The organism is Candidatus Pantoea symbiotica, from assembly GCF_056491525.1.
This window is the reverse complement of sequence record NZ_JBSZHR010000002.1, coordinates 4,053,949-4,071,389: the sequence shown is the minus strand read 5'-3', so window position 1 is coordinate 4,071,389 and position 17,441 is coordinate 4,053,949. Positions and strand designations below refer to the sequence as shown.

At 48.7% G+C, this 17,441-nt stretch carries 19 protein-coding genes and 1 tRNA gene; 12 read left to right on the top strand and 8 right to left on the bottom strand.

From position 1 onward, the window contains the following. The first annotated feature begins 18 nt into the window (after window positions 1-18). From xylR to ACXIZX_RS19615, 5 genes are all read left to right on the top strand, one after another. Window positions 19-1,197, top strand: coding sequence for a D-xylose utilization transcriptional activator XylR (gene xylR, locus ACXIZX_RS19635; protein ID WP_479404774.1), 1,179 nt, complete (start codon window positions 19-21; stop codon window positions 1,195-1,197). Between the two features lie 61 nt (window positions 1,198-1,258). Continuing rightward, a tRNA-Sec gene (locus ACXIZX_RS19630) sits at window positions 1,259-1,353 on the top strand. Window positions 1,354-1,515: 162 nt separating this feature from the next. Beyond that, entirely contained in the window at window positions 1,516-2,691 is a 1,176-nt protein-coding gene (locus tag ACXIZX_RS19625) for a tyrosine-type recombinase/integrase (RefSeq protein WP_479404773.1), read from the top strand. A gap of 55 nt (window positions 2,692-2,746) precedes the next feature. Then, a complete protein-coding gene (locus tag ACXIZX_RS19620; RefSeq protein ID WP_479404772.1) occupies window positions 2,747-3,619 on the top strand; it encodes an HAD family hydrolase in 873 nt (290 codons plus the stop codon). After that, entirely contained in the window at window positions 3,616-4,248 is a 633-nt protein-coding gene (locus tag ACXIZX_RS19615; protein ID WP_479404771.1) for a hypothetical protein, read from the top strand. The genes ACXIZX_RS19620 and ACXIZX_RS19615 overlap by 4 nt, the downstream gene beginning before the upstream one ends. A 355-nt stretch (window positions 4,249-4,603) precedes the next feature. Here the strand turns inward: ACXIZX_RS19615 and ACXIZX_RS19610 are convergent, their stop codons facing one another. Genes ACXIZX_RS19610 through ACXIZX_RS19595 form a run of 4 tightly spaced genes read right to left on the bottom strand, consistent with a single transcriptional unit; the run spans window position 4,604 to window position 6,971 of the window. Then, on the bottom strand, window positions 4,604-5,413 hold the full coding sequence (locus ACXIZX_RS19610; RefSeq protein ID WP_479404770.1) for a hypothetical protein: 810 nt from the start codon (window positions 5,411-5,413) through the stop codon (window positions 4,604-4,606). 12 nt (window positions 5,414-5,425) lie between these two features. After that, window positions 5,426-5,701: an ogr/Delta-like zinc finger family protein gene (locus ACXIZX_RS19605; RefSeq protein WP_265301744.1), complete on the bottom strand. Its 276-nt coding sequence runs from the start codon at window positions 5,699-5,701 to the stop codon at window positions 5,426-5,428. Continuing rightward, window positions 5,701-6,252 carry a phage polarity suppression protein gene (locus ACXIZX_RS19600; RefSeq protein WP_479404769.1) on the bottom strand — a complete coding sequence of 184 codons (552 nt, stop codon included), beginning with the start codon at window positions 6,250-6,252 and terminating at the stop codon, window positions 5,701-5,703. Before ACXIZX_RS19600 ends, ACXIZX_RS19605 begins: the two co-directional genes overlap by 1 nt. After that, window positions 6,249-6,971, bottom strand: a complete 723-nt coding sequence (locus ACXIZX_RS19595; protein WP_479404768.1) for a septation initiation protein — start codon at window positions 6,969-6,971, stop codon at window positions 6,249-6,251. Before ACXIZX_RS19595 ends, ACXIZX_RS19600 begins: the two co-directional genes overlap by 4 nt. Window positions 6,972-7,505: 534 nt before the next feature. Here ACXIZX_RS19595 and ACXIZX_RS19590 point away from each other — a divergent pair. From ACXIZX_RS19590 to ACXIZX_RS19565, 6 genes are read left to right on the top strand one after another with little or no spacing between them, the layout of a single operon-like run. Continuing rightward, window positions 7,506-7,772 (top strand): helix-turn-helix transcriptional regulator, encoded by a 267-nt coding sequence (locus ACXIZX_RS19590; protein ID WP_479404767.1) that lies wholly within the window; start codon window positions 7,506-7,508, stop codon window positions 7,770-7,772. Then, on the top strand, window positions 7,769-7,981 hold the full coding sequence (locus ACXIZX_RS19585; protein ID WP_479404766.1) for a hypothetical protein: 213 nt from the start codon (window positions 7,769-7,771) through the stop codon (window positions 7,979-7,981). Before ACXIZX_RS19590 ends, ACXIZX_RS19585 begins: the two co-directional genes overlap by 4 nt. A gap of 1 nt (window position 7,982) precedes the next feature. Next, window positions 7,983-8,525: a host cell division inhibitor Icd-like protein gene (locus ACXIZX_RS19580; protein WP_479404765.1), complete on the top strand. Its 543-nt coding sequence runs from the start codon at window positions 7,983-7,985 to the stop codon at window positions 8,523-8,525. Beyond that, a complete protein-coding gene (locus ACXIZX_RS19575) occupies window positions 8,522-8,746 on the top strand; it encodes a hypothetical protein (RefSeq protein WP_479404764.1) in 225 nt (74 codons plus the stop codon). Before ACXIZX_RS19580 ends, ACXIZX_RS19575 begins: the two co-directional genes overlap by 4 nt. Further along, on the top strand, window positions 8,743-9,066 hold the full coding sequence (locus tag ACXIZX_RS19570; RefSeq protein ID WP_336768698.1) for a DUF5375 domain-containing protein: 324 nt from the start codon (window positions 8,743-8,745) through the stop codon (window positions 9,064-9,066). The genes ACXIZX_RS19575 and ACXIZX_RS19570 overlap by 4 nt, the downstream gene beginning before the upstream one ends. An 11-nt stretch (window positions 9,067-9,077) precedes the next feature. Next, window positions 9,078-11,411 carry a phage/plasmid primase, P4 family gene (locus ACXIZX_RS19565; RefSeq protein ID WP_479404763.1) on the top strand — a complete coding sequence of 778 codons (2,334 nt, stop codon included), beginning with the start codon at window positions 9,078-9,080 and terminating at the stop codon, window positions 11,409-11,411. Between the two features lie 335 nt (window positions 11,412-11,746). On the opposite strand, the gene ACXIZX_RS19560 is transcribed toward ACXIZX_RS19565, so the two are convergent. Beyond that, window positions 11,747-13,120, bottom strand: coding sequence for an ApeA N-terminal domain 1-containing protein (locus ACXIZX_RS19560; protein ID WP_479404762.1), 1,374 nt, complete (start codon window positions 13,118-13,120; stop codon window positions 11,747-11,749). A gap of 383 nt (window positions 13,121-13,503) precedes the next feature. Between ACXIZX_RS19560 and ACXIZX_RS19555 the strand changes: the two genes are divergently transcribed. Continuing rightward, complete coding sequence (locus tag ACXIZX_RS19555; RefSeq protein WP_479404761.1) at window positions 13,504-13,683, top strand: hypothetical protein; 180 nt, start codon at window positions 13,504-13,506, stop codon at window positions 13,681-13,683. Between the two features lie 626 nt (window positions 13,684-14,309). Here the strand turns inward: ACXIZX_RS19555 and ACXIZX_RS19550 are convergent. The 3 genes from ACXIZX_RS19550 to ACXIZX_RS19540 all read right to left on the bottom strand — a co-directional run bounded on the left by ACXIZX_RS19550 (window position 14,310) and on the right by ACXIZX_RS19540 (window position 17,426). After that, the gene (locus ACXIZX_RS19550) at window positions 14,310-15,533 is read right to left on the bottom strand and encodes an ATP-dependent nuclease (RefSeq protein ID WP_479404760.1); all 1,224 of its coding nucleotides are present in this window, start codon (window positions 15,531-15,533) and stop codon (window positions 14,310-14,312) included. Beyond that, window positions 15,476-16,258 carry an AAA family ATPase gene (locus ACXIZX_RS19545; protein ID WP_479404759.1) on the bottom strand — a complete coding sequence of 261 codons (783 nt, stop codon included), beginning with the start codon at window positions 16,256-16,258 and terminating at the stop codon, window positions 15,476-15,478. Before ACXIZX_RS19545 ends, ACXIZX_RS19550 begins: the two co-directional genes overlap by 58 nt. Before the next feature lie 508 nt (window positions 16,259-16,766). Beyond that, complete coding sequence (locus tag ACXIZX_RS19540; RefSeq protein ID WP_061720041.1) at window positions 16,767-17,426, bottom strand: DUF1345 domain-containing protein; 660 nt, start codon at window positions 17,424-17,426, stop codon at window positions 16,767-16,769. Between the last annotated feature and the right edge of the window lie 15 nt (window positions 17,427-17,441).

Here is a 17,441-nt window from a genome sequence, read left to right as displayed (position 1 = left end):
TTAGGAGAGTGCGCCACGATGCATGAGAAACGCTTTCGCATTACGTTGCTGTTCAACGCCAATAAGGTTTATGACCGCCAGGTGGTTGAGGGCGTCGGTGAGTATTTACAGGCATCTCAATCGGATTGGGACATTTTCATTGAAGAGGATTTTCGTTGCCGCATCGACAACATCCGTGAATGGCTGGGCGATGGGGTTATCGCGGATTACGACGATCCCTCGATTGAAAAACTGCTGGCCAACGTGTCAGTGCCGATTGTCGGTGTTGGCGGATCCTACCATCAGCCGCAGGACTATCCGCCCGTGCATTACATCGCCACCGACAATGCCGCGCTGGTCGAGAGCGCCTTTTTGCATTTGAAAGAGAAAGGCGTAAACCGCTTTGCTTTCTATGGTTTGCCCACAGCCAGCGGCAAACGCTGGGCACAGGAACGTGAGCATGCGTTTCGCCAACTGGTGGCGCGTGAACGTTATCAAGGCGTGGTCTATCAGGGCATGGAAACAGCGCCGGAAAACTGGCAGCACGCCCAAAACCGACTGGCTGACTGGCTGCAAACGCTGCCGCAGCAAACCGGCATCATCGCCGTCACCGATGCCCGTGCGCGCCATCTGTTGCAGGCCTGCGAATACCTCAAAATTCCGGTGCCGGAAAAGCTCACGGTGATCGGTATCGATAACGAGGAACTGACGCGTTATCTGTCGCGCGTGGCGCTCTCTTCAGTGGCGCAGGGTTCGCGTCAGATGGGTTATCAGGCGGCAAAACTGCTGCATCGCCTGCTGGATAATCAGCCTCTGCAACTGCAACGAATTCTGGTGCCACCGGTAAAAGTGATTGCGCGCCGCTCCACCGACTTCCGCTCCTTGCACGACCCGGCGGTGATTCAGGCGATGCACTACATCCGCTTTAACGCCTGCAAAGGCATTAAAGTTGAACAAGTGCTGGATGCCATCGGCATCTCGCGATCGAATCTGGAAAAACGCTTTCGCGATGAAACCGGCGACACCATTCACGCCATGATTCATCGCGAAAAACTGGAAAAAGCGCGCGAGCTGCTGGCGTGTTCTTCATTGAGCATCAATGAGATTTCACAAATGTGTGGCTACCCGTCGCTGCAATATTTCTATTCGGTGTTTAAGAAAAGTTATGCCAACACGCCGAAGGAGTATCGGCAGCTTCACGGTGAAAACGTGCTGTAACGCACGGCTAAGATCAAGAATTCCGCCGCGATTGTCGCTATACTCCTGCGGCATCTTCAAAGGAAGATCGTCGTCTCCGGTGAGGCGGCCGGATTTCAAATCCGGTTGGGGCCGCCAGCGGTCCTGGGCAGGTTCGACTCCTGTGATCTTCCGCCACTACACTTCCGCAGCCTTCCGATAAAATATTAAATTCCTTTTAAAAACAGCACCATTAGCATTTTACCTGTCCGTATGAGTCCTATAGCATCTGCCAGAATCCACGACAAATGTGTATAGTGATGCGTATAGAATTTTTATACACACTTTAGACTTATACACATGGCTCTCACAGACATACAAATTCGACGCGCAAAACCTCAAGAAAAGCCTTACACCCTCAGCGACGGCCTCGGGCTGGCTTTACTCATCAATCCGGATGGCAGTAAAGGCTGGCGCTTTCGCTATCGCTTCAACGACAAAGCTAAGCTGATGTCGTTTGGCTCATACAGTCTCGTTTCACTTGCTGAGGCGAGAGAGAAGCGCGATGTGGCGCGCAAGCAGGTAGCTAATGGCATTGATCCAGTTGAGGAGCGCAAGGCTCAAAAGTTGGCGCTTAAAATCTCCACGGAGAACTCGTTCGAAGCCATTAGCCGTGAATGGCATACGAATAAGGCTGATCGTTGGACGGTGGCCTATCGCGAGGAGATCATTAAGACCTTTGAGCAGGATGTGTTTCCTTTCATCGGCAATCGCCCTATATCGGAAATTAAGCCACTGGAGCTGCTTGAGGTGCTTCGCCGTATTGAAAAACGCGGGGCATTAGAGAAAACGCGTAAGGTGCGGCAGCGCTGTGGTGAAGTGTTTCGTTATGCCATCATTACCGGTAGAGCTGAGTACAATCCAGCGCCTGATTTGGCTGTTGCGCTGTCCGTTCCTAAACAAAAGAACCATCCATATTTATCAGCGGAAGAGTTGCACCATTTTGTCCGCGATCTTGAAGCGTATACCGGCAGTATCATTACTAAGAATGCGACAAAGATTGTCATGTTGACGGGCGTAAGGACTCAGGAGATGCGCTTTGCAACTTGGGAAGAGGTTGATCTAGAAAAAGGGATATGGGAAATTCCTGCAGAACGGATGAAAATGCGTAGGCCTCATATCGTGCCCCTGTCCACGCAGGTGATTGACCTTTTCAAAAAACTAAAGCCTATTACCGGACATTATCCTTATATTTTTATTGGTAGAAATAATCGCAGTAAACCAATTTCAAAAGAAAGTGTTTCGCAGGTAATTGAGTTACTCGGTTATAAAGGACGCGCTACCGGTCATGGTTTCAGGCATACAATGTCGACAATTCTCCATGAAGCAAATTTCGATAGCGCATGGATTGAACTACAATTAGCCCATGTTGATAAAAATTCCATTCGAGGAACATATAATCATGCTCTTCATATTGAAAACAGAAGAAAGATGCTCCAATGGTACGGGGATTTAATATCCAGCACATTATATTAATATAATGCCACGTATGCTATATTATGATTATATTTTTTTTGGTGAGAAATTAGTGATGAAAAAGAGTGTTTTAATAACAGACTTAGACAACACTTTATTTGACTGGTTTAGTGTTTGGTATCATAGCTTTAACTCTATGTTAGAAAAGGCATCAGAGATATCTGGAATCTGCAAACTTGATTTGATAAACCAGATTAAACCAATACATCAAAAATACGGTACTGCTGAGTATTCATTCATTCTTGAAAGCATTCCTTTATTACAAGAAAAATACGGAAGTAGAGAGTCGATAAATTCAGCTATGGATGAAGCTATTCATGCTTTTAGAAGCGCCAGGAAAAAGCATCTTTGTCTATACCCAACTGTAATGGACACTCTTAAAGACTTAAAGAGTAGAGGTTGCTATATAGTAGCGTATACTGAATCAAAAGCTTATTATTCGAATTTTCGCCTAACTCGACTACAACTTGATGGATTAATAGACGTCTTATTTTCTCCAGAGGATCATGCCATTCCTGAAGGCGAGGTTAAACAGGAAAAATATAAGCTTATTCACACCAAGCAAGAATACACACCTGCGGATGAAACCAAGCCGAACCCTCAATTGCTTTTAGACATTGTTAAATCTATTGGCGCCATGCCGGATGATTGCGTCTATATAGGTGACAGCGAAATGAAAGATATTGAAATGGCCCAGAAAGCTAAGATAACTGATGTATTCGCAAGTTATGGGACAGGTCACTTTCAAGAAAATAAGAAGGGTTATGATTTATTACGTGCCGTCACTCATTGGACAGATGCAGATGTTGAAAGGGAAAGATTGATTAAAGAAAGTTCAAGCGGAGCGAAACCGACTTATACAGCCCATCAATTTTCAGATATCTTGAAATTTTTTGATTTTATCGCCTTTCAAGGAAAAAACAAATGAGTAATTTACAAGAAAGAATTCATTTAGAGACGATGCGGATTGAAGAGTTAAAACTCAAAGTTGATGTATGGAAAACGGTAGTTGACGTTCAGAAGCATTTTAATGAATTGGAAATGAAGGTGAGGAATTTTGGGGTTTTGATTCTTTCAGCCTTCATTGGTGCTATTGGCGTAAGTTTTAACTCCAGCTCAAGCCTTATCGTCCTTGGTAATAGTTTCTCAGTAGCGTCAATGTTAGCCTTTGGTGCGGCTATCGTATGGATGCTATTTTATTTTGTCGACGTTTACTGGTATCACCCCTTGTTGCTTGGTGCAGTGAAAAAGGGCTTAGCCCTTGAACAAGAGATTGCTGTTGATTTAGTTAACATCGATTTAACCAAAACAATTGGGGATAACAGCCCACGGGATATATTGTTTTTGAAAGGAGTCCATAGCACTACTAAAGCAAAAATATTTTATTTTGGAGTTCTATTCGTTCTCTTATTGAGTGGAGTTGGCATGTTATTTTTTAATGCTCCAAGCAAAACAAACCAACTTGAAAAGATAAAAATAGATGCACAGTGCATAAGAAAAGCAAATTATGATGGATATAACTGCTCAATGGAATCATTGCCTGTGAATATCAAGTAAGCATTGATAACTACACCCTGCCCTACATTGACATCGCTCTTTGTAGGGTCGAAGCCAATATCATTGCAAATTTCCTGTTCTAACCTTCTTAAGCCGTTAACCAGCGTCTCCTTCCTTTAAGCCTCCAGCGCGCGCTCGTACCCCCGCCACGCCTGCCCGCTTTATAGAGTGGTTTTCATGCACCTGCATGACCGGGTTGATGCCGCGCCGTTACTGGGTTGATATGCCGTTATTGGGTGCCTGAGACTCATGCGTTTTCATGCGGCATAGACATGCACGCTCATACCGTTGAGTGTCGGCCACAAAAAAGCCCGGCGTGAGGCCGGGCATCTCATGGGTTTTAATCTTTTACCGGTCAGATAAGCTTCTTCTTTTTGCAATCTGCTTTCGCGCTGCCCGCTGGCGTGATCCCGGTCAGGCTCAGCACATCGTCGCGGAACATCAGCCCACCGTATTTTCTGCCGGTTTCGGCAATACGCTGCATTACAAAGCTGTCATAGAGCGTGTCGGCGTCATTGACTCCCTCCATCACGCCCGGCATGTATTCACTGCCGGTGCGCCTGAACTGGCGGTACTTCATGTTCAGCAGGCTGAACAGCTCCGCGCCGTGTAGCACCAGAAAATCGCCTAGAAGCTTGTCCACGCGCTCGTCGGTGATGCCCTCATGACTGAGCACATAGGCAGTTGCCTTGCATCCGGTGTCGTGGGCCAGCTGCGGCAGCTGCTTTTCCTTTTCGCTGGTCAGGCTCTCAAGCTCACGAGCAGTTTCCTCCTGTTCAAGGTAGGCGGCGCGCAGCTTTTTCATCTCCACCGTAACGGTGCCGCTGTTCTGATCCAGCAGTTCGCGAAAGCGTGCCCGTCCGGCCTCTGCCTCACGTTCGGCCTCGCAGTGTCGCTCGCGCAGGGTGCTCACGGTAGCGGCTGCGGCGGTTTCGCTGCTGCGGGCCTCCATCCAGCCATTGAGCCTTTTCATCAGGTCGGCGACACGAAGACGCCAGCCAGGGGAAAGGCCTGTGATGAGCTGCGCGGTGGTGCTTTCTATCTCCGCTTCGGGCAGCTTCGTGAGCCAGCCCGCCTCGCGCAGCGCCTGGTTTCCGGTGTGCATGGCGGCGGCAATGCGCGCGCCGGTCGCGTTAACTGCGGTGTCTGTCATTGGCTTACTCATATTCTCTCCTGTTCAGGGCTGTGCGTGCCGGTCGCGGCGGGTGCAGGCGTCGCCGTAGCGGCCCAGCGTCTGCGGCTGTCGCGCTGCGCTCAGCGTTGCCGCTGCGGGTTCTGACTCTGCAGGCTTCTGCGGCTTCATGATGATTTTCTCGACGCTCTCCAGCGCGGTGAACGTGCAGGAGCAGTCAAGGTTGGTGCACTGATACCAGGTGCGCTTGACGGTCGCAGACTCGTAGGCGCTGGTGCGGGTATGTGCGGTGGTGCCGCACTCCGGGCATTTGAGGGCCATCACGCGTCCTCCTGCGGAAGCCGGTTCTGGCGCTGCGCAAAGCGCAGGTGCTGTGCGGGGGTGTAGCTCCCCTGACAGTCGCGAAGCATACCGGCTTCCGGGGCAAGGCACGCTTCCGCGAGCGCTTCCTTATAAGCTTCTGCCACCGCCGGGCGCGCACGCTGCACCTCACGGGCCACGGCGCTGCGAAGCAGCCGGGCGGCCACCTCCAGCCCGCCGGGGCCGTTCAGGAACGGGGCCAGCGCAGAGGTGAGCGCCGGGCCGTGTTCGCCCATAAAGCCGCTGAGCGCGTCCTCCGTGCAGGCTTCCAGCACAATCCGCTGTGCGTACACGCCCTCACGGGCGACGCAGTTAATCTGCCAGTCCAGCACCGCGATGCGCTCGCGCAGCAGAGGTACACGCTCACTGTAATCAGCCGTTTTTTCGCCAGCCGTGAGCAGTGTATTCAGTGCCGTTTCAGCCTCCTGACGCTCACTGACGTGAGCCTGCCACTGGCTGCGGGCGGCGCGGAACTGGTCAAGCGCCTGCGCGGGGGTGGTTGCAACGGTCATTGTGCCTGCCCCTTCAGCGCCATTTTGCGTCGGGCCAGAATTTTGTGGCGCGCTGCGAGAGAGGGGCTGTTTCTGTAGTCATCATGTGCGCCGCGCGCAGGGAAAGTACCCGCGAGCTTAAACACGTCGTCTTCCGGCAGGGCGTCTCGCACCAGTGCCGGGTCAGTGATGTTCCGGGCGATAAAATTCTTCAGCACCGTCTCCGGGTCGTTCACGCTGTCAACTTCACCAATCCCGGCGCTGGCCTGACGCCCCAGCGTGATTTTCAGCAGGCCCAGCGTCTGAATAAGCTGCTGGCCGTGCGCGTCCATAAACATCTGCCAGAGCTGCCTGGCACGAAGATTCACCAGGTCGCTGTGCGCAGTGATATAAGCGAGTGCAAGGTCGCCGGTTTCCCACGGCAGGGACTCACTCTCCTGCGCGTGCAGGGTCAGCAGGGTGTCAAACTCTTCAAGCGACTCGCGGTCGAGCGCAACCTCCGCGCGCAGCTTCTTCATCTCCGGCGTCATCACGCCGCCGTTCTCACGGAACAGCCTGCGCCATTCGTCATTCTGGGCGGTCGCATTAGCCTCGGTATCACGGCGGCGCTGGCGGATGATGTCTCCCTGAGAGGCGGCGGCCTCCTGCTTAGTACGTGCGTCCAGCCATGCGGCTTTGGTGGCGGTGACTTTATCCAGCGCGGTCTGGGTGCTGGCGGGTAAGTCGGTTGTGCGGGTCATGTATGCTCCTGTCGGGTCGGTTGGGATAAGTCAATTGTGCCGGGGCTGGCACAGGCGCTGCCACCGGGCGGCGTTGTATGACGGACCAGACAAAAGCTTTCTTTCTGGCGAGCCAGGAAAAGGCCTCACGAAAGCCTGTTAACAGTTTTCAGTTTTATATAAATCCTTCACTATTCTTCACCTTAGAAAAAAAAGAGTAAATACAGTTAATTAGAGGGTGAAGAATGGCGAAATGATTGTTCACCCACTGTTCACCACTCTTCACCGGCTAATATTATAGAAATGTAAATTTTAACCATTGGTGCCTTTTAATTATTAATTTTCAATAGTTAAATCCTATGTATTTTTTCGGGCCAAAGGTTAATAAAGACTAATAAGCACTAATATTACTGAGAGGTTAAAAATCAAGCGAAAAGTGCCATCAGCTGCACAATTTCACCTTGTTGCTTTGGCAGTAAATATGCTGAGAATAAAGAGCTACCCGACGCCGCTCGTATCCGTGCGGCACTTGATGGACTCAGAAAGAGGTAGCTTATGCACACTGCTTTATCCGCTCATTCTTCCGCCCCGGCGGCCCCGGCTATGCCCTCATCTCACCCGGTTCAGGAGCGTTTTATGCGCCTGCCGGAAGTGATCCACGTCTGCGGCCTGTCCCGCTCAACCATCTACGACCTCATCAGCCGCAGCTCCTTCCCGGCGCAGGTATCGCTGGGTGGTAAAAACGTGGCGTGGCTGGCAAGCGAGGTCTGCGCCTGGATGAACGAACGTATCGCCGCGCGCGGTCAGGAGCGTGCAGCATGATCCGGCTGAATATTGGCGGCACGACCCATAACCTGTCTGTGGAAGACGCGAAGCAGCTGGCGCTGGCCATTGCCGCTGAGGTGGATATGCCCGGGCAGCCGCAGCGTTTTCGCGGCACCGGCATTAGCTTCCGCATTTCACGTAGCGATGAGGCCTCCTCAGACCCGCAGGTATTTTCCCGCGACGGCATTATCCTCACCGACTGCTGAGGTGTTTATGCCGCTTTCTTCTTACACTCCCGGCTTGCGCGCCGGGGGCTTTCCCTGGTACAGTAATTCCGCTGCCGTAAAACCGGCAGCCGGGCGTGGAAACCCGAGTTACTTCAAGGCGACACCAGACGCGCCATGCGTCTTTTTTTGTGTCTTAGCCTCAGTGCACCCGTTATTCGGGCAACGGTTTCTTTTCCGTTGTGCCGTACTCGTAATGGTGGCCCGGGCGGGGCAGCCCTCGGGCTGGCCGGTTTCCTTGAAGGCCGGTTTTCCACCCCCGTTCGGGTCACCGCCAGAGCGTGGAAACTCCGGTGGTGGCGATAACCGCTACTTCAAGGAGACTGCCCTTATGGCTACGGTCCTTCATTCCCCATACCCTCAGTTTGTTTTCGTCTTTGCCGCTGTGCTCCGCTGTGAGCGTCACTGCCGCGTGCGAATGCTGCGCGCAACTGCCACCGACGAGCGCGCCGCCCGCCAGCTGCTTGCTCGCGACTACGTGCTGTCCCTTGCCTGCCGTCTGCCGGTTGCGGAGGTGCGCGCATGAGCCAGATTGCAATTTCCATCGACGACCTGACGCGCCTTGAGCACCTGCGCAACGCCGGACGCTTCGTCAGCGACATGACCTCTTTTCAGGAGTGTCACGAGCTGCCGCAGCCTGCACAACGCGCGCAGCTGGCCTCGCTTGTGTTTCTTATCACCGAGCAGCTCGACGGCGTGCTGACCCGCTGCCACGACAGCTGGATGAATGATGAGGTGGCGCCATGAAAATCCGCACCCTTACCCCCGACCTGCACGCCGCGCTGGCCCGTCGCGCGGTGGCCTGCGCCTGGCTCACCCTGTGCGGCGAGCAGCAGCGCTATCCCGGCCTGACGCTGGCGCGACTTGAGCGCGCCATTGAGACCGAGCTGGAGGGATTCTACCTGCGGCAGCACGGGCGCCTGCGCGGTCAGGAAATTGCCTGCGCCCTGCTGGACGACCTGCTGGCCGCCGGGCCGCTCAAGAGCGCGCCGGGGCTGAGTTTCTTAGGTCAGGTGGTGATGGACGAGCTGAGCGGACGCATTCACGACGCGCCGCCGCTGCACTGAGGGATAACAACATGAAAATGACAGTATCAGACGCGGCGAAAGCCGCGCAGGGGCAGTGGCCCCGCATCCTGCCCGCGCTGGGCGTTAAGGTGGTGAAGAACCGCCACATGCCCTGCCCGGTATGCGGTGGGGCCGACCGTTTCCGCTTTGACGATAAGGAGGGGCGCGGTACGTGGCTCTGCAACCAGTGCGGGGCCGGTGACGGCATGGACCTGGTGAAAAAGGCGCTCAGCATTAACGTGACCGAGGCCGCCGAGCGCGTTAACGCCCTGACCGGCGACCTGCCCAACGTGAACGAGGCCGCTGCCATCCACGCTGAAGCGGAAGACAGCGGGGCCGCCCGCGCTGCCGCTGCCACGCTCGCACAGCAGCTGTTCAGCGCCGCGCGTGAAACCAGCGGTAACGCCTACCTGTCCCGCAAGGGCTGGCCGGAGCATCCCTGCCTGACGCTTGCGAAGCCGCACAAAGTCGCCCTGACGACCTACAGTCCCGGTGATGTTGTCGTGCCCCTGCACGACATGACCGGCGCGCTCGTTAACGTGCAGCTGATTAACGCGGGAGGTATTAAGCGCACGCTGAAGGGCGGACAGGTGAAAGGTGCCTGCCACGTGCTCAGCAGCGATAAGCCATCCAGGCGCATCTGGCTCGCGGAGGGCTACGCTACCGGCCTGACGGTGCACAACCTGACCGGCGATGAGGTATGGATTGCGCTGTCGTCCGTTAACCTTCTTTCTCTGGCTGGCCTCGTCCGTGAAAAACACCCGTCGCTGCCGCTGGTGATTGCCGCCGACCGTGACCTGAACGGCGACGGCCAGCGCAAGGCAGCGCAGGCCGCCGCGGCCTGTAACGGAGTCGTGGCCCTGCCGGCGGTGTTTGGCGACTGGAACGACGCGTATACGCAGCACGGTGAGGCCGCGACCCGGCAGGCGCTGATGGAGTCCGCCGCACCGCCCGCTGCCAGCCCCTTTGACGTGATGAGCGAGGCGGAATTTTCCGCCATGAGCGCCAGCGAAAAGGCGGAGCGCGTGGCGGAGCATTACCGCAGCAATCTGGCCGTGGACGCCAGCGGGGAAATTCTCTGCCGCTACGAGGCCGGGGCGTGGAAGGTGATTTCCGGTAACCAGTTCGGGCGCGACGTGGCAAAGCTGTTCCAGCGCCTGCGCGCGCCGTTCTCGGCGGGCAAGGTGGCGGGCGTGGTAGACACGCTGAAGCTGATGCTGCCGCAGCAGGCCGCGCCTCAGCGCCAGCTGATTGGCTTTCGCAACGGCGTGCTCGATACGCGCAGCGGCACGTTCAGCCCGCATCGACGGGAAAACTGGCTGCGCACCGTCAGCGACGTGGACTACACCCGCCCGGTAGAGGGCGAGACGCTGGAGAGCCACGCGCCCCACTTCTGGCAGTGGCTGGACCGTGCCGCCGGGCGCAGCGGGGATAAGCGCGACATCATTCTGGCCGCGCTTTTCATGGTGCTGGCGAACCGCTACGACTGGCAGCTGTTTCTCGAAGTCACCGGACCCGGCGGCAGCGGCAAGAGCATCATGGCGGAAATCGCCACCATGCTGGCCGGTCCGGACAACGCCGTGTCGGCTACCATCGAGACGCTCGAATCCTCGCGCGAGCGCGCGTCCGTCATCGGTTATTCGCTTATCCGCCTGCCTGACCAGGAGAAGTGGAGCGGCGATGGCGCGGGCATCAAGGCGATTACCGGCGGCGATGCGGTGTCGGTGGACCCGAAGTATAAGGACGCCTATTCGACTCACATCCCGGCGGTGATTTTGGCCGTCAACAACAACCCGATGCGCTTCACCGACCGCAGCGGCGGCGTGTCGCGTCGCCGGGTAATCCTGCACTTTCCGGAAATCATCCCGGCGAACGAGCGTGACCCGCAGCTGAAGGAGAAGATACAGAACGAGCTGGCCGTTATCGTACGCCAGCTGATGCAGCGGTTCAGCATGCCGCAGGACGCCCGCGCGCTGCTTCAGTCGCAGCAGAATTCAGGTGAAGCGATGCGCATCAAGCGCGACGCCGATCCGATGGTGGACTTTTGCGGCTATCTGTTTGCGACCGCAGAGCCGACCGGCCTGCACATGGGTAACGCCAGCATCCGGCCCCTGCAACCCCGTCGCTACCTCTATCACGCCTATCTGGCGTACATGGAGGCGAATGGCTACCGCAACCCGCTCAGCATGAAGTCGTTCAGCCAGGCGCTGGAAAGCATCCTGCGTGAGTACGGGCTGAACTACCTGAAGCGGCGCACGAAGTCAGGCATACAGACCAACCTCGATCTGACGGATGAAAGCAACGCCGACTGGCTCCCGAAGTGTGACGAACCGGCAGCAGCCTGACCAACCCAAACCGGTGAAAGCCGGTTTTTTTACGCCCATACTTCACCAACGGTGAAGGATCTCTGTCACCCTTCACCTATACATCATCACCTAACTAAATGTTTAGTATGAATAAATTTGATTGGTGTAGAGTGTGAAGGATTATCTATGAAATCATTTATTGGCTGTAAATCACTAGCCATAGTAAAAAACGCCTGAATTTTATATTTGATGTTTTGTATAACTCATGCTTAAAAAAAAACCTTTAGCTAATATTGTGCCGCTTCACCTTTGAAATAAGTGTAATCATATTTTCATTTGAAATAATATGATAGCCATCTAATCGCCAACAGCTCTCAAATTAGAGGGTGAAGGCTCACAGGCGTTATTTCCTCTAACTTTTCCACTGAGACCCCAAGTTTTATAAGCAGTGCTATCTTTGTAAGTAATTCCGCAGTAAGCATATGCTTAAAAATTTTCTCAGGAATCTCATGATATAGCGGCTGATGTATAATGTTATTTCGTGATTTACAAAAATCGTTAATATCCACTTTATCAATATTTAATTTATCCACAAGTGAACATGGGAGCTCTTTTATAAAATGGTGTATACAACCTTCAGTATTGTTTTTATTTTTATTTACCCTTTTAATTGCCCTTAAAAAATCACCAAGAGGCGTTCCGGGGAATTGTTTTGCTAGCAATGGCCTGACTCTTTTCAACAAAGAACTCAAATTATCTTCATCAACATAACTCGACTTTCTTATTGTTAAAGATTCAATAATTCTATAAAACCCCAAAAACCTTTCTTGATTATCATGCACCATTGAATAAGTTATGCACTTACATATTAATTCTTTAAAGTTTTTATTGTTAGGATCATAATAACTTTCCCAGATAACTTTTGGAAAATCGCTCTCAGAACCATCACGATACATTGAAGCATAAGGTAAAAGCATACTGACACGCTGTTCATTCTTATTACTTTCTTTTTCTGCCAAATAAAAACTAGCACTATCACTAGGGTGTTCATGTCTTTTTCCAACTTTGACATTGGAAATAATCAGTGGACCCCCAACCAAAAATCTTAGTAGCATATATAAATCAGTGAAATTTTTAATAAGCAAATCAAGAGTTACTGGTTTTTCGAAAATCAAGGTAATACATGGTTCAACTTTCATACCTACAGTATGTAAGCCGTCTAAACCGCCATATCTATATGTATAATTCAAGCCAATAATACCAAGCGCAGGAATTTTTGCTTCAAACTCACAGCAGTCCTCATCCTCAGGCAATGTATTAGTGATGCCACAATCTATTATTTTGTCTAATTTTTTTGTAGAGCCAGACCATTTTTTAATATTCTCACCATACATACTCAAACTGGTGAATAGATCATTATTATTTAAAAACCTTTTAGAATACAAAAAACCCTGAGCAAAAAATGTGTAATCATTAAATATTTCTTTACTCCCTATCTTCATAAAAGAGCTTTTATTTAAATTTATTCCGAACAAAAGATAGCTAGTAAAATTCCCTTGAAATTCCATAGAGTCTAATGATGACATTTCCTGATAAGTTAAGGTTATTTTCCCGCCAACATCAAATACTCTAATTTTAATCTCAGGCCCATTTACCATCAATTCTGCTGCATAACTTTCTCCATTTAAATTAATTGAACCTTTTACTGTTTCAGTAATCTCATCTAAATAATAATTGACATTTTCCATAACACCTCCCTTTAAAATAATTCAATATAACCTTAAATAACTATAAGCTATAAAACCCCTACCATAAATACCTTAAATAATTAACTTAGGATTTCATTCAAAAATATTTCATAATTGACATAAATTAAATTCATTTCTTCCATTCTAAATATTTTAAATTTAATATACTTTTTAGCATAAAAAAACTAGCTGTGAACACAAACTCTCTACAAACATCGATAAAGTAAAATTAGATGCGAGAGCCAGCATGTATATAAAAGTGTATAAAAACATTGATTAAATAATAAATAACCATTTATTTACATGTAGTTAAGTCACTAAATTGACTCCTGTGATCTTCCGCCACTGCACTTCCGTATCGTTTCGGCATGCCGTAAACAATTTTGACTATTTCATCCGACGTCCCGGCGGTTATTCTGGCGCTGAACAACAATCCGATGCGTTTCAATGGCCGCAGCAGCGGCGTTTCATGTCGCCGGTTAATCCTGAAGCTCCCGGAGATGATACTGGCGAAAGAGCGCGACCTGCAGTTGCTGAATAAAAAAGTGCCGAGCTGGCCATAATTGTTCCTCATCTGATGAAACGTTTCGCTTCCCCTGATGATGCTCACGAACTATTGCAGGCGTAGCAATCATTTGGCGAAGCACTGGAGATAAAGCGACAGGCCGATCGATTGATCGATTTCTGTGATTATTAGATGCCACCGACCACGCCAACGGGATATTTATCATTGCCAATATCCGCCCAATACACCCGAAGCGTTATCTTAATCATGCGTATCTGTCATTCACGGAATCACACGACATTCAGCATCCGCTCAGCTTGACGGCTATCGGGTTAGTTGTACCGTGGACACTAAAAGAATATGAGCGCGTACTGCTAAAACGACGAATGAATAACGGCATACAAACCAATCTAACGTTACAAGAAGATAGCGAGTCGGACTAGCGGCCAGCATGTCATTAGTAATATCATCACAACATAAACCGGCTTAGTATGGTTTTTTATTTTCAAGTAAAAACACTCAATGCTATAATGATTGCTTTTACCAGTTATACTCGGGCAGTTAATGCTTGGTTATTTAATCGCAAATATACTTATAACATAATAATCCAATGAAAAATAAAATAGCATAATTAAAATATCCTCAAGGCTTATCTTAATAATAAAGCCTTGAGGTGAAATAAAATTAAAGGTTGGCTTTTATTTTATCAAACCAAAGATTCACTTCTTCATAAGCATTTAAATCTCTGAATAATGCATCATTCATATGCAAAGATAATTCGCTTGAAAAAATCGTTTTTATTGAACCAGAACCCTCATTAAATATATTGGCATTTCCTGCGAGCTTCTCAGCCTTCAAGAAAGCTGAGAGCTCATTTGGTATATTACGGTCTGCCCACGTTAACTTCCATTGAGAATTTAAATCAACAAACTCACCCTGAATAGGATAGGAATTAGAATATAAACTCGGATGTATATAATTTTCCAACTCCCACATTTGTGTTTGTACAGCCCAGCAATTCGCTCTGCTATTTACTTCAGCGACTGTCTCAGAATATTTAGACACATCACGATCGTATATATGAACTTCTGGAAGGTTTAGTTTTCTTAAATAGTTTTTATTCACCCAGTGCTTTAACGTTCCTCCACCGAGCGATATAGACATTATTCTTGGGTCTGCATTTATGTTTACACCAAATATTTGGCTAATATTATCAAAAAACTCCACATCCGTAGGTCCTTCAAGGCAAAGAATAACCTTGAGAGATGGGCTATTTACTTCAGCGGGGATATCAGGAAGCACACCTAGTGTATTGACCACATTTTGCAAGTCGACAGTATTCTTTGTTTGAACGAAAATTTGATCATTATTTTTAGATATGAATATAATTTTGTCCACAGGAGCTAAACTTGCCAGAGACGGGCTATGCGTTGTCACTATGACTTGGGTCGTTTCGTTCTTTGGTAAATCCATCAAGGCTTGAAAAAGTTTTACCTGCCACTCAGGATGTTGAGATGTTTCGGGTTCTTCAATCGCATAGATGACATTTCTGTTTCCAGATGTTTTCCTTTCAGCTTCCGCTCTGAAATAGTTTAATAAAATCAGTCGCCTTACTCCACTACCTCTTTTATTTACTGGAATGCCATCATCACAAATGAATGAAAAAGAGAAAAGCGTGTCCCAAGCTTTATTAGACATTTCTGGCGTCAACTCACTAGCAATCTCCGGACTCATCTCCTTTAATTTTTCAAGCGTGTCATTACCAATCTCTATTGCTTTATTTATTATTTTCTCTTTAACTCTCTCTAACTCTTCTTCTAGTTCAGCAATTGCGGTTTTGGTGATAGTTCTTAATGGACTTTGAACTTCTTTATCTGAATCTTTATTTTCTCGATCAGATTGAAACAAGAAAAAGAGAGGGATATCACCTTGTAAAGCAGACCATATTTTTTTCCATCCTCTTTGTCGATATCAATCTCTCTTTCTTTAAGGATTATATTCTCGGTGGTATTGTAGATAGCCTGTCTTATTTGAGAGCTTGTATTTTTTTTCACTTCATCAACATTCAGAATCTTTGAATATTCATCAGTCAATAATTTTCTTAAGTCAGTTATTTTTAGATTTACCAATGGAGTAACGAAGCTATCTGGATAATTTGATATTAATGTTGTTTTAAGACTTGATGCAGTTAATTTTCCTTTAGAACAATCCCAAGTTTTTTTAATCGTTATCCATCTATTTTCATCGAGCAAGTATTCATCACTGAAATTAGTAGGTATTGTATCGATGGTATATGATGTTTTCTCAGGTATTAAAGAAAGTTGGATAGACATTGTCTTTTCCTCAGAAAAAACGTTGCAATCATCTATATCAACCTTCACAACTTCATTGTTGAAGAAAATCTCCATAGCTTCAAGGATCGTTGATTTTCCTATATCATTCTTCCCAATTAAAACATTAAAGTCATCAGAAAAATCAACAGTAATATTTCTATAACTACGGAAATTAACTAATTTAAGTTGAGCAATTTTCATAATCCAAACATCCCTTGAATGAAATTTATCATCGTTACAACTTGCACTAGATATATTCCAATATGATTTCCAAGAGCAAAAAGCCAAAATGATATCCATGTGACTCAAGCAAAGATGCATTTATTCTTTGCGAAGAGATCTAGCGCTCCAGATCTCAAACTTACTTCAAAATAAGATTTTTCTCAAAAAAATTTAGCTCAATCACGAAGTGGGAAGCCGTTTGTTACCCTGTGTGTATATACAGGATTCGATACCATCTAACTTTGATTTAAACAAGCTGCGCTAAGACGATATGCGGATTAATAACAAATATGAAGCAGCATATCTTTTCGTACATTAAGGGTCTGAAAATTTGTAGCAATAATTAATATAAGATTTTAATTACAGAGTTACCATGTAACTTATTGTTTTATATAAAAATAAACAATATAAATACTAAAAAATATTTTTTATGCTTGGATAAAATATGCTGGTAATTTTTCAATGCAACGTCATTCTTTGTGTACAAAAAATTATGTATAGGGCCAACAATATACATTTAAAATCAATCAGTTAATCATTTACTTTTACTCCTGTGTTTTTCCGCCACTTCTGCAACTCATCCCCACTAACTCAACAACCCCGCCCCCACATTCACCGACAATCCCAAAATCGCGAGATTGAATACAAACGAAATCACCGACTGCAACAGAGCGATTTGCCGCATATCCGTGGTGCCTGTTGCTACATCGGCGGTTTGCGAAGCTACCGCGATGGTGAAAGAGAAGTAGAGAAAATCCCAGTATCCCGGCTGCTCGGGCTTCTCAGGGAAGATCATCGGCGTGACATCTTTGCTGCGCCGCAGATAGTGATGATGCGCGTAATGCATGGCGAATGACGTCGGAAGTAGCGCCCATGACACCACCAGGGTTGCTGCTGTCAGCAGCAGATGCAGCACGCGTGGCGTTCCCGTTAGGCTCTTCAGCGTGGTGAGCTCCATCAGGATCGCCAGAATACTGACCATGCAGGTGAGCGTCACCATGCTCAGTACCAACGTCGCGCTTTCATCTTCGATTTTTGCAATATGCGGAATGTCTTTGGCCTCGGTGCCTAACATGCGCAGCCACAGAAAAGCGAGATAGAGCCATGCCAGCACGTTCCAGCCAATCAGCAGACGCTGCAACATGCCCAGATGTGCAGGCAGGAAAAAATAGCAGGCCACGCCAGCCACAATCGAAACCAGTAAACGCAGGCGTGCGCGAAGGTAATGCATTAGGGAAAGGCTCATGGTGTCAGAGGCTTA

Bases quoted from the DNA above. Each gene is read 5' to 3' on its own strand.
- xylR (WP_479404774.1), top strand. From the start codon at position 19: ATGCATGAGAAACGCTTTCGCATTACGTTGCTGTTCAACGCCAATAAG.
- ACXIZX_RS19625 (WP_479404773.1), top strand. From the start codon at position 1,516: ATGGCTCTCACAGACATACAAATTCGACGCGCAAAACCTCAAGAAAAG.
- ACXIZX_RS19620 (WP_479404772.1), top strand. From the start codon at position 2,747: ATGAAAAAGAGTGTTTTAATAACAGACTTAGACAACACTTTATTTGAC.
- ACXIZX_RS19615 (WP_479404771.1), top strand. From the start codon at position 3,616: ATGAGTAATTTACAAGAAAGAATTCATTTAGAGACGATGCGGATTGAA.
- ACXIZX_RS19610 (WP_479404770.1), bottom strand. From the start codon at position 5,413: ATGAGTAAGCCAATGACAGACACCGCAGTTAACGCGACCGGCGCGCGC.
- ACXIZX_RS19605 (WP_265301744.1), bottom strand. From the start codon at position 5,701: ATGGCCCTCAAATGCCCGGAGTGCGGCACCACCGCACATACCCGCACC.
- ACXIZX_RS19600 (WP_479404769.1), bottom strand. From the start codon at position 6,252: ATGACCGTTGCAACCACCCCCGCGCAGGCGCTTGACCAGTTCCGCGCC.
- ACXIZX_RS19595 (WP_479404768.1), bottom strand. From the start codon at position 6,971: ATGACCCGCACAACCGACTTACCCGCCAGCACCCAGACCGCGCTGGAT.
- ACXIZX_RS19590 (WP_479404767.1), top strand. From the start codon at position 7,506: ATGCACACTGCTTTATCCGCTCATTCTTCCGCCCCGGCGGCCCCGGCT.
- ACXIZX_RS19585 (WP_479404766.1), top strand. From the start codon at position 7,769: ATGATCCGGCTGAATATTGGCGGCACGACCCATAACCTGTCTGTGGAA.
- ACXIZX_RS19575 (WP_479404764.1), top strand. From the start codon at position 8,522: ATGAGCCAGATTGCAATTTCCATCGACGACCTGACGCGCCTTGAGCAC.
- ACXIZX_RS19570 (WP_336768698.1), top strand. From the start codon at position 8,743: ATGAAAATCCGCACCCTTACCCCCGACCTGCACGCCGCGCTGGCCCGT.
- ACXIZX_RS19565 (WP_479404763.1), top strand. From the start codon at position 9,078: ATGAAAATGACAGTATCAGACGCGGCGAAAGCCGCGCAGGGGCAGTGG.
- ACXIZX_RS19560 (WP_479404762.1), bottom strand. From the start codon at position 13,120: ATGGAAAATGTCAATTATTATTTAGATGAGATTACTGAAACAGTAAAA.
- ACXIZX_RS19545 (WP_479404759.1), bottom strand. From the start codon at position 16,258: ATGGATATCATTTTGGCTTTTTGCTCTTGGAAATCATATTGGAATATA.
- ACXIZX_RS19540 (WP_061720041.1), bottom strand. From the start codon at position 17,426: ATGAGCCTTTCCCTAATGCATTACCTTCGCGCACGCCTGCGTTTACTG.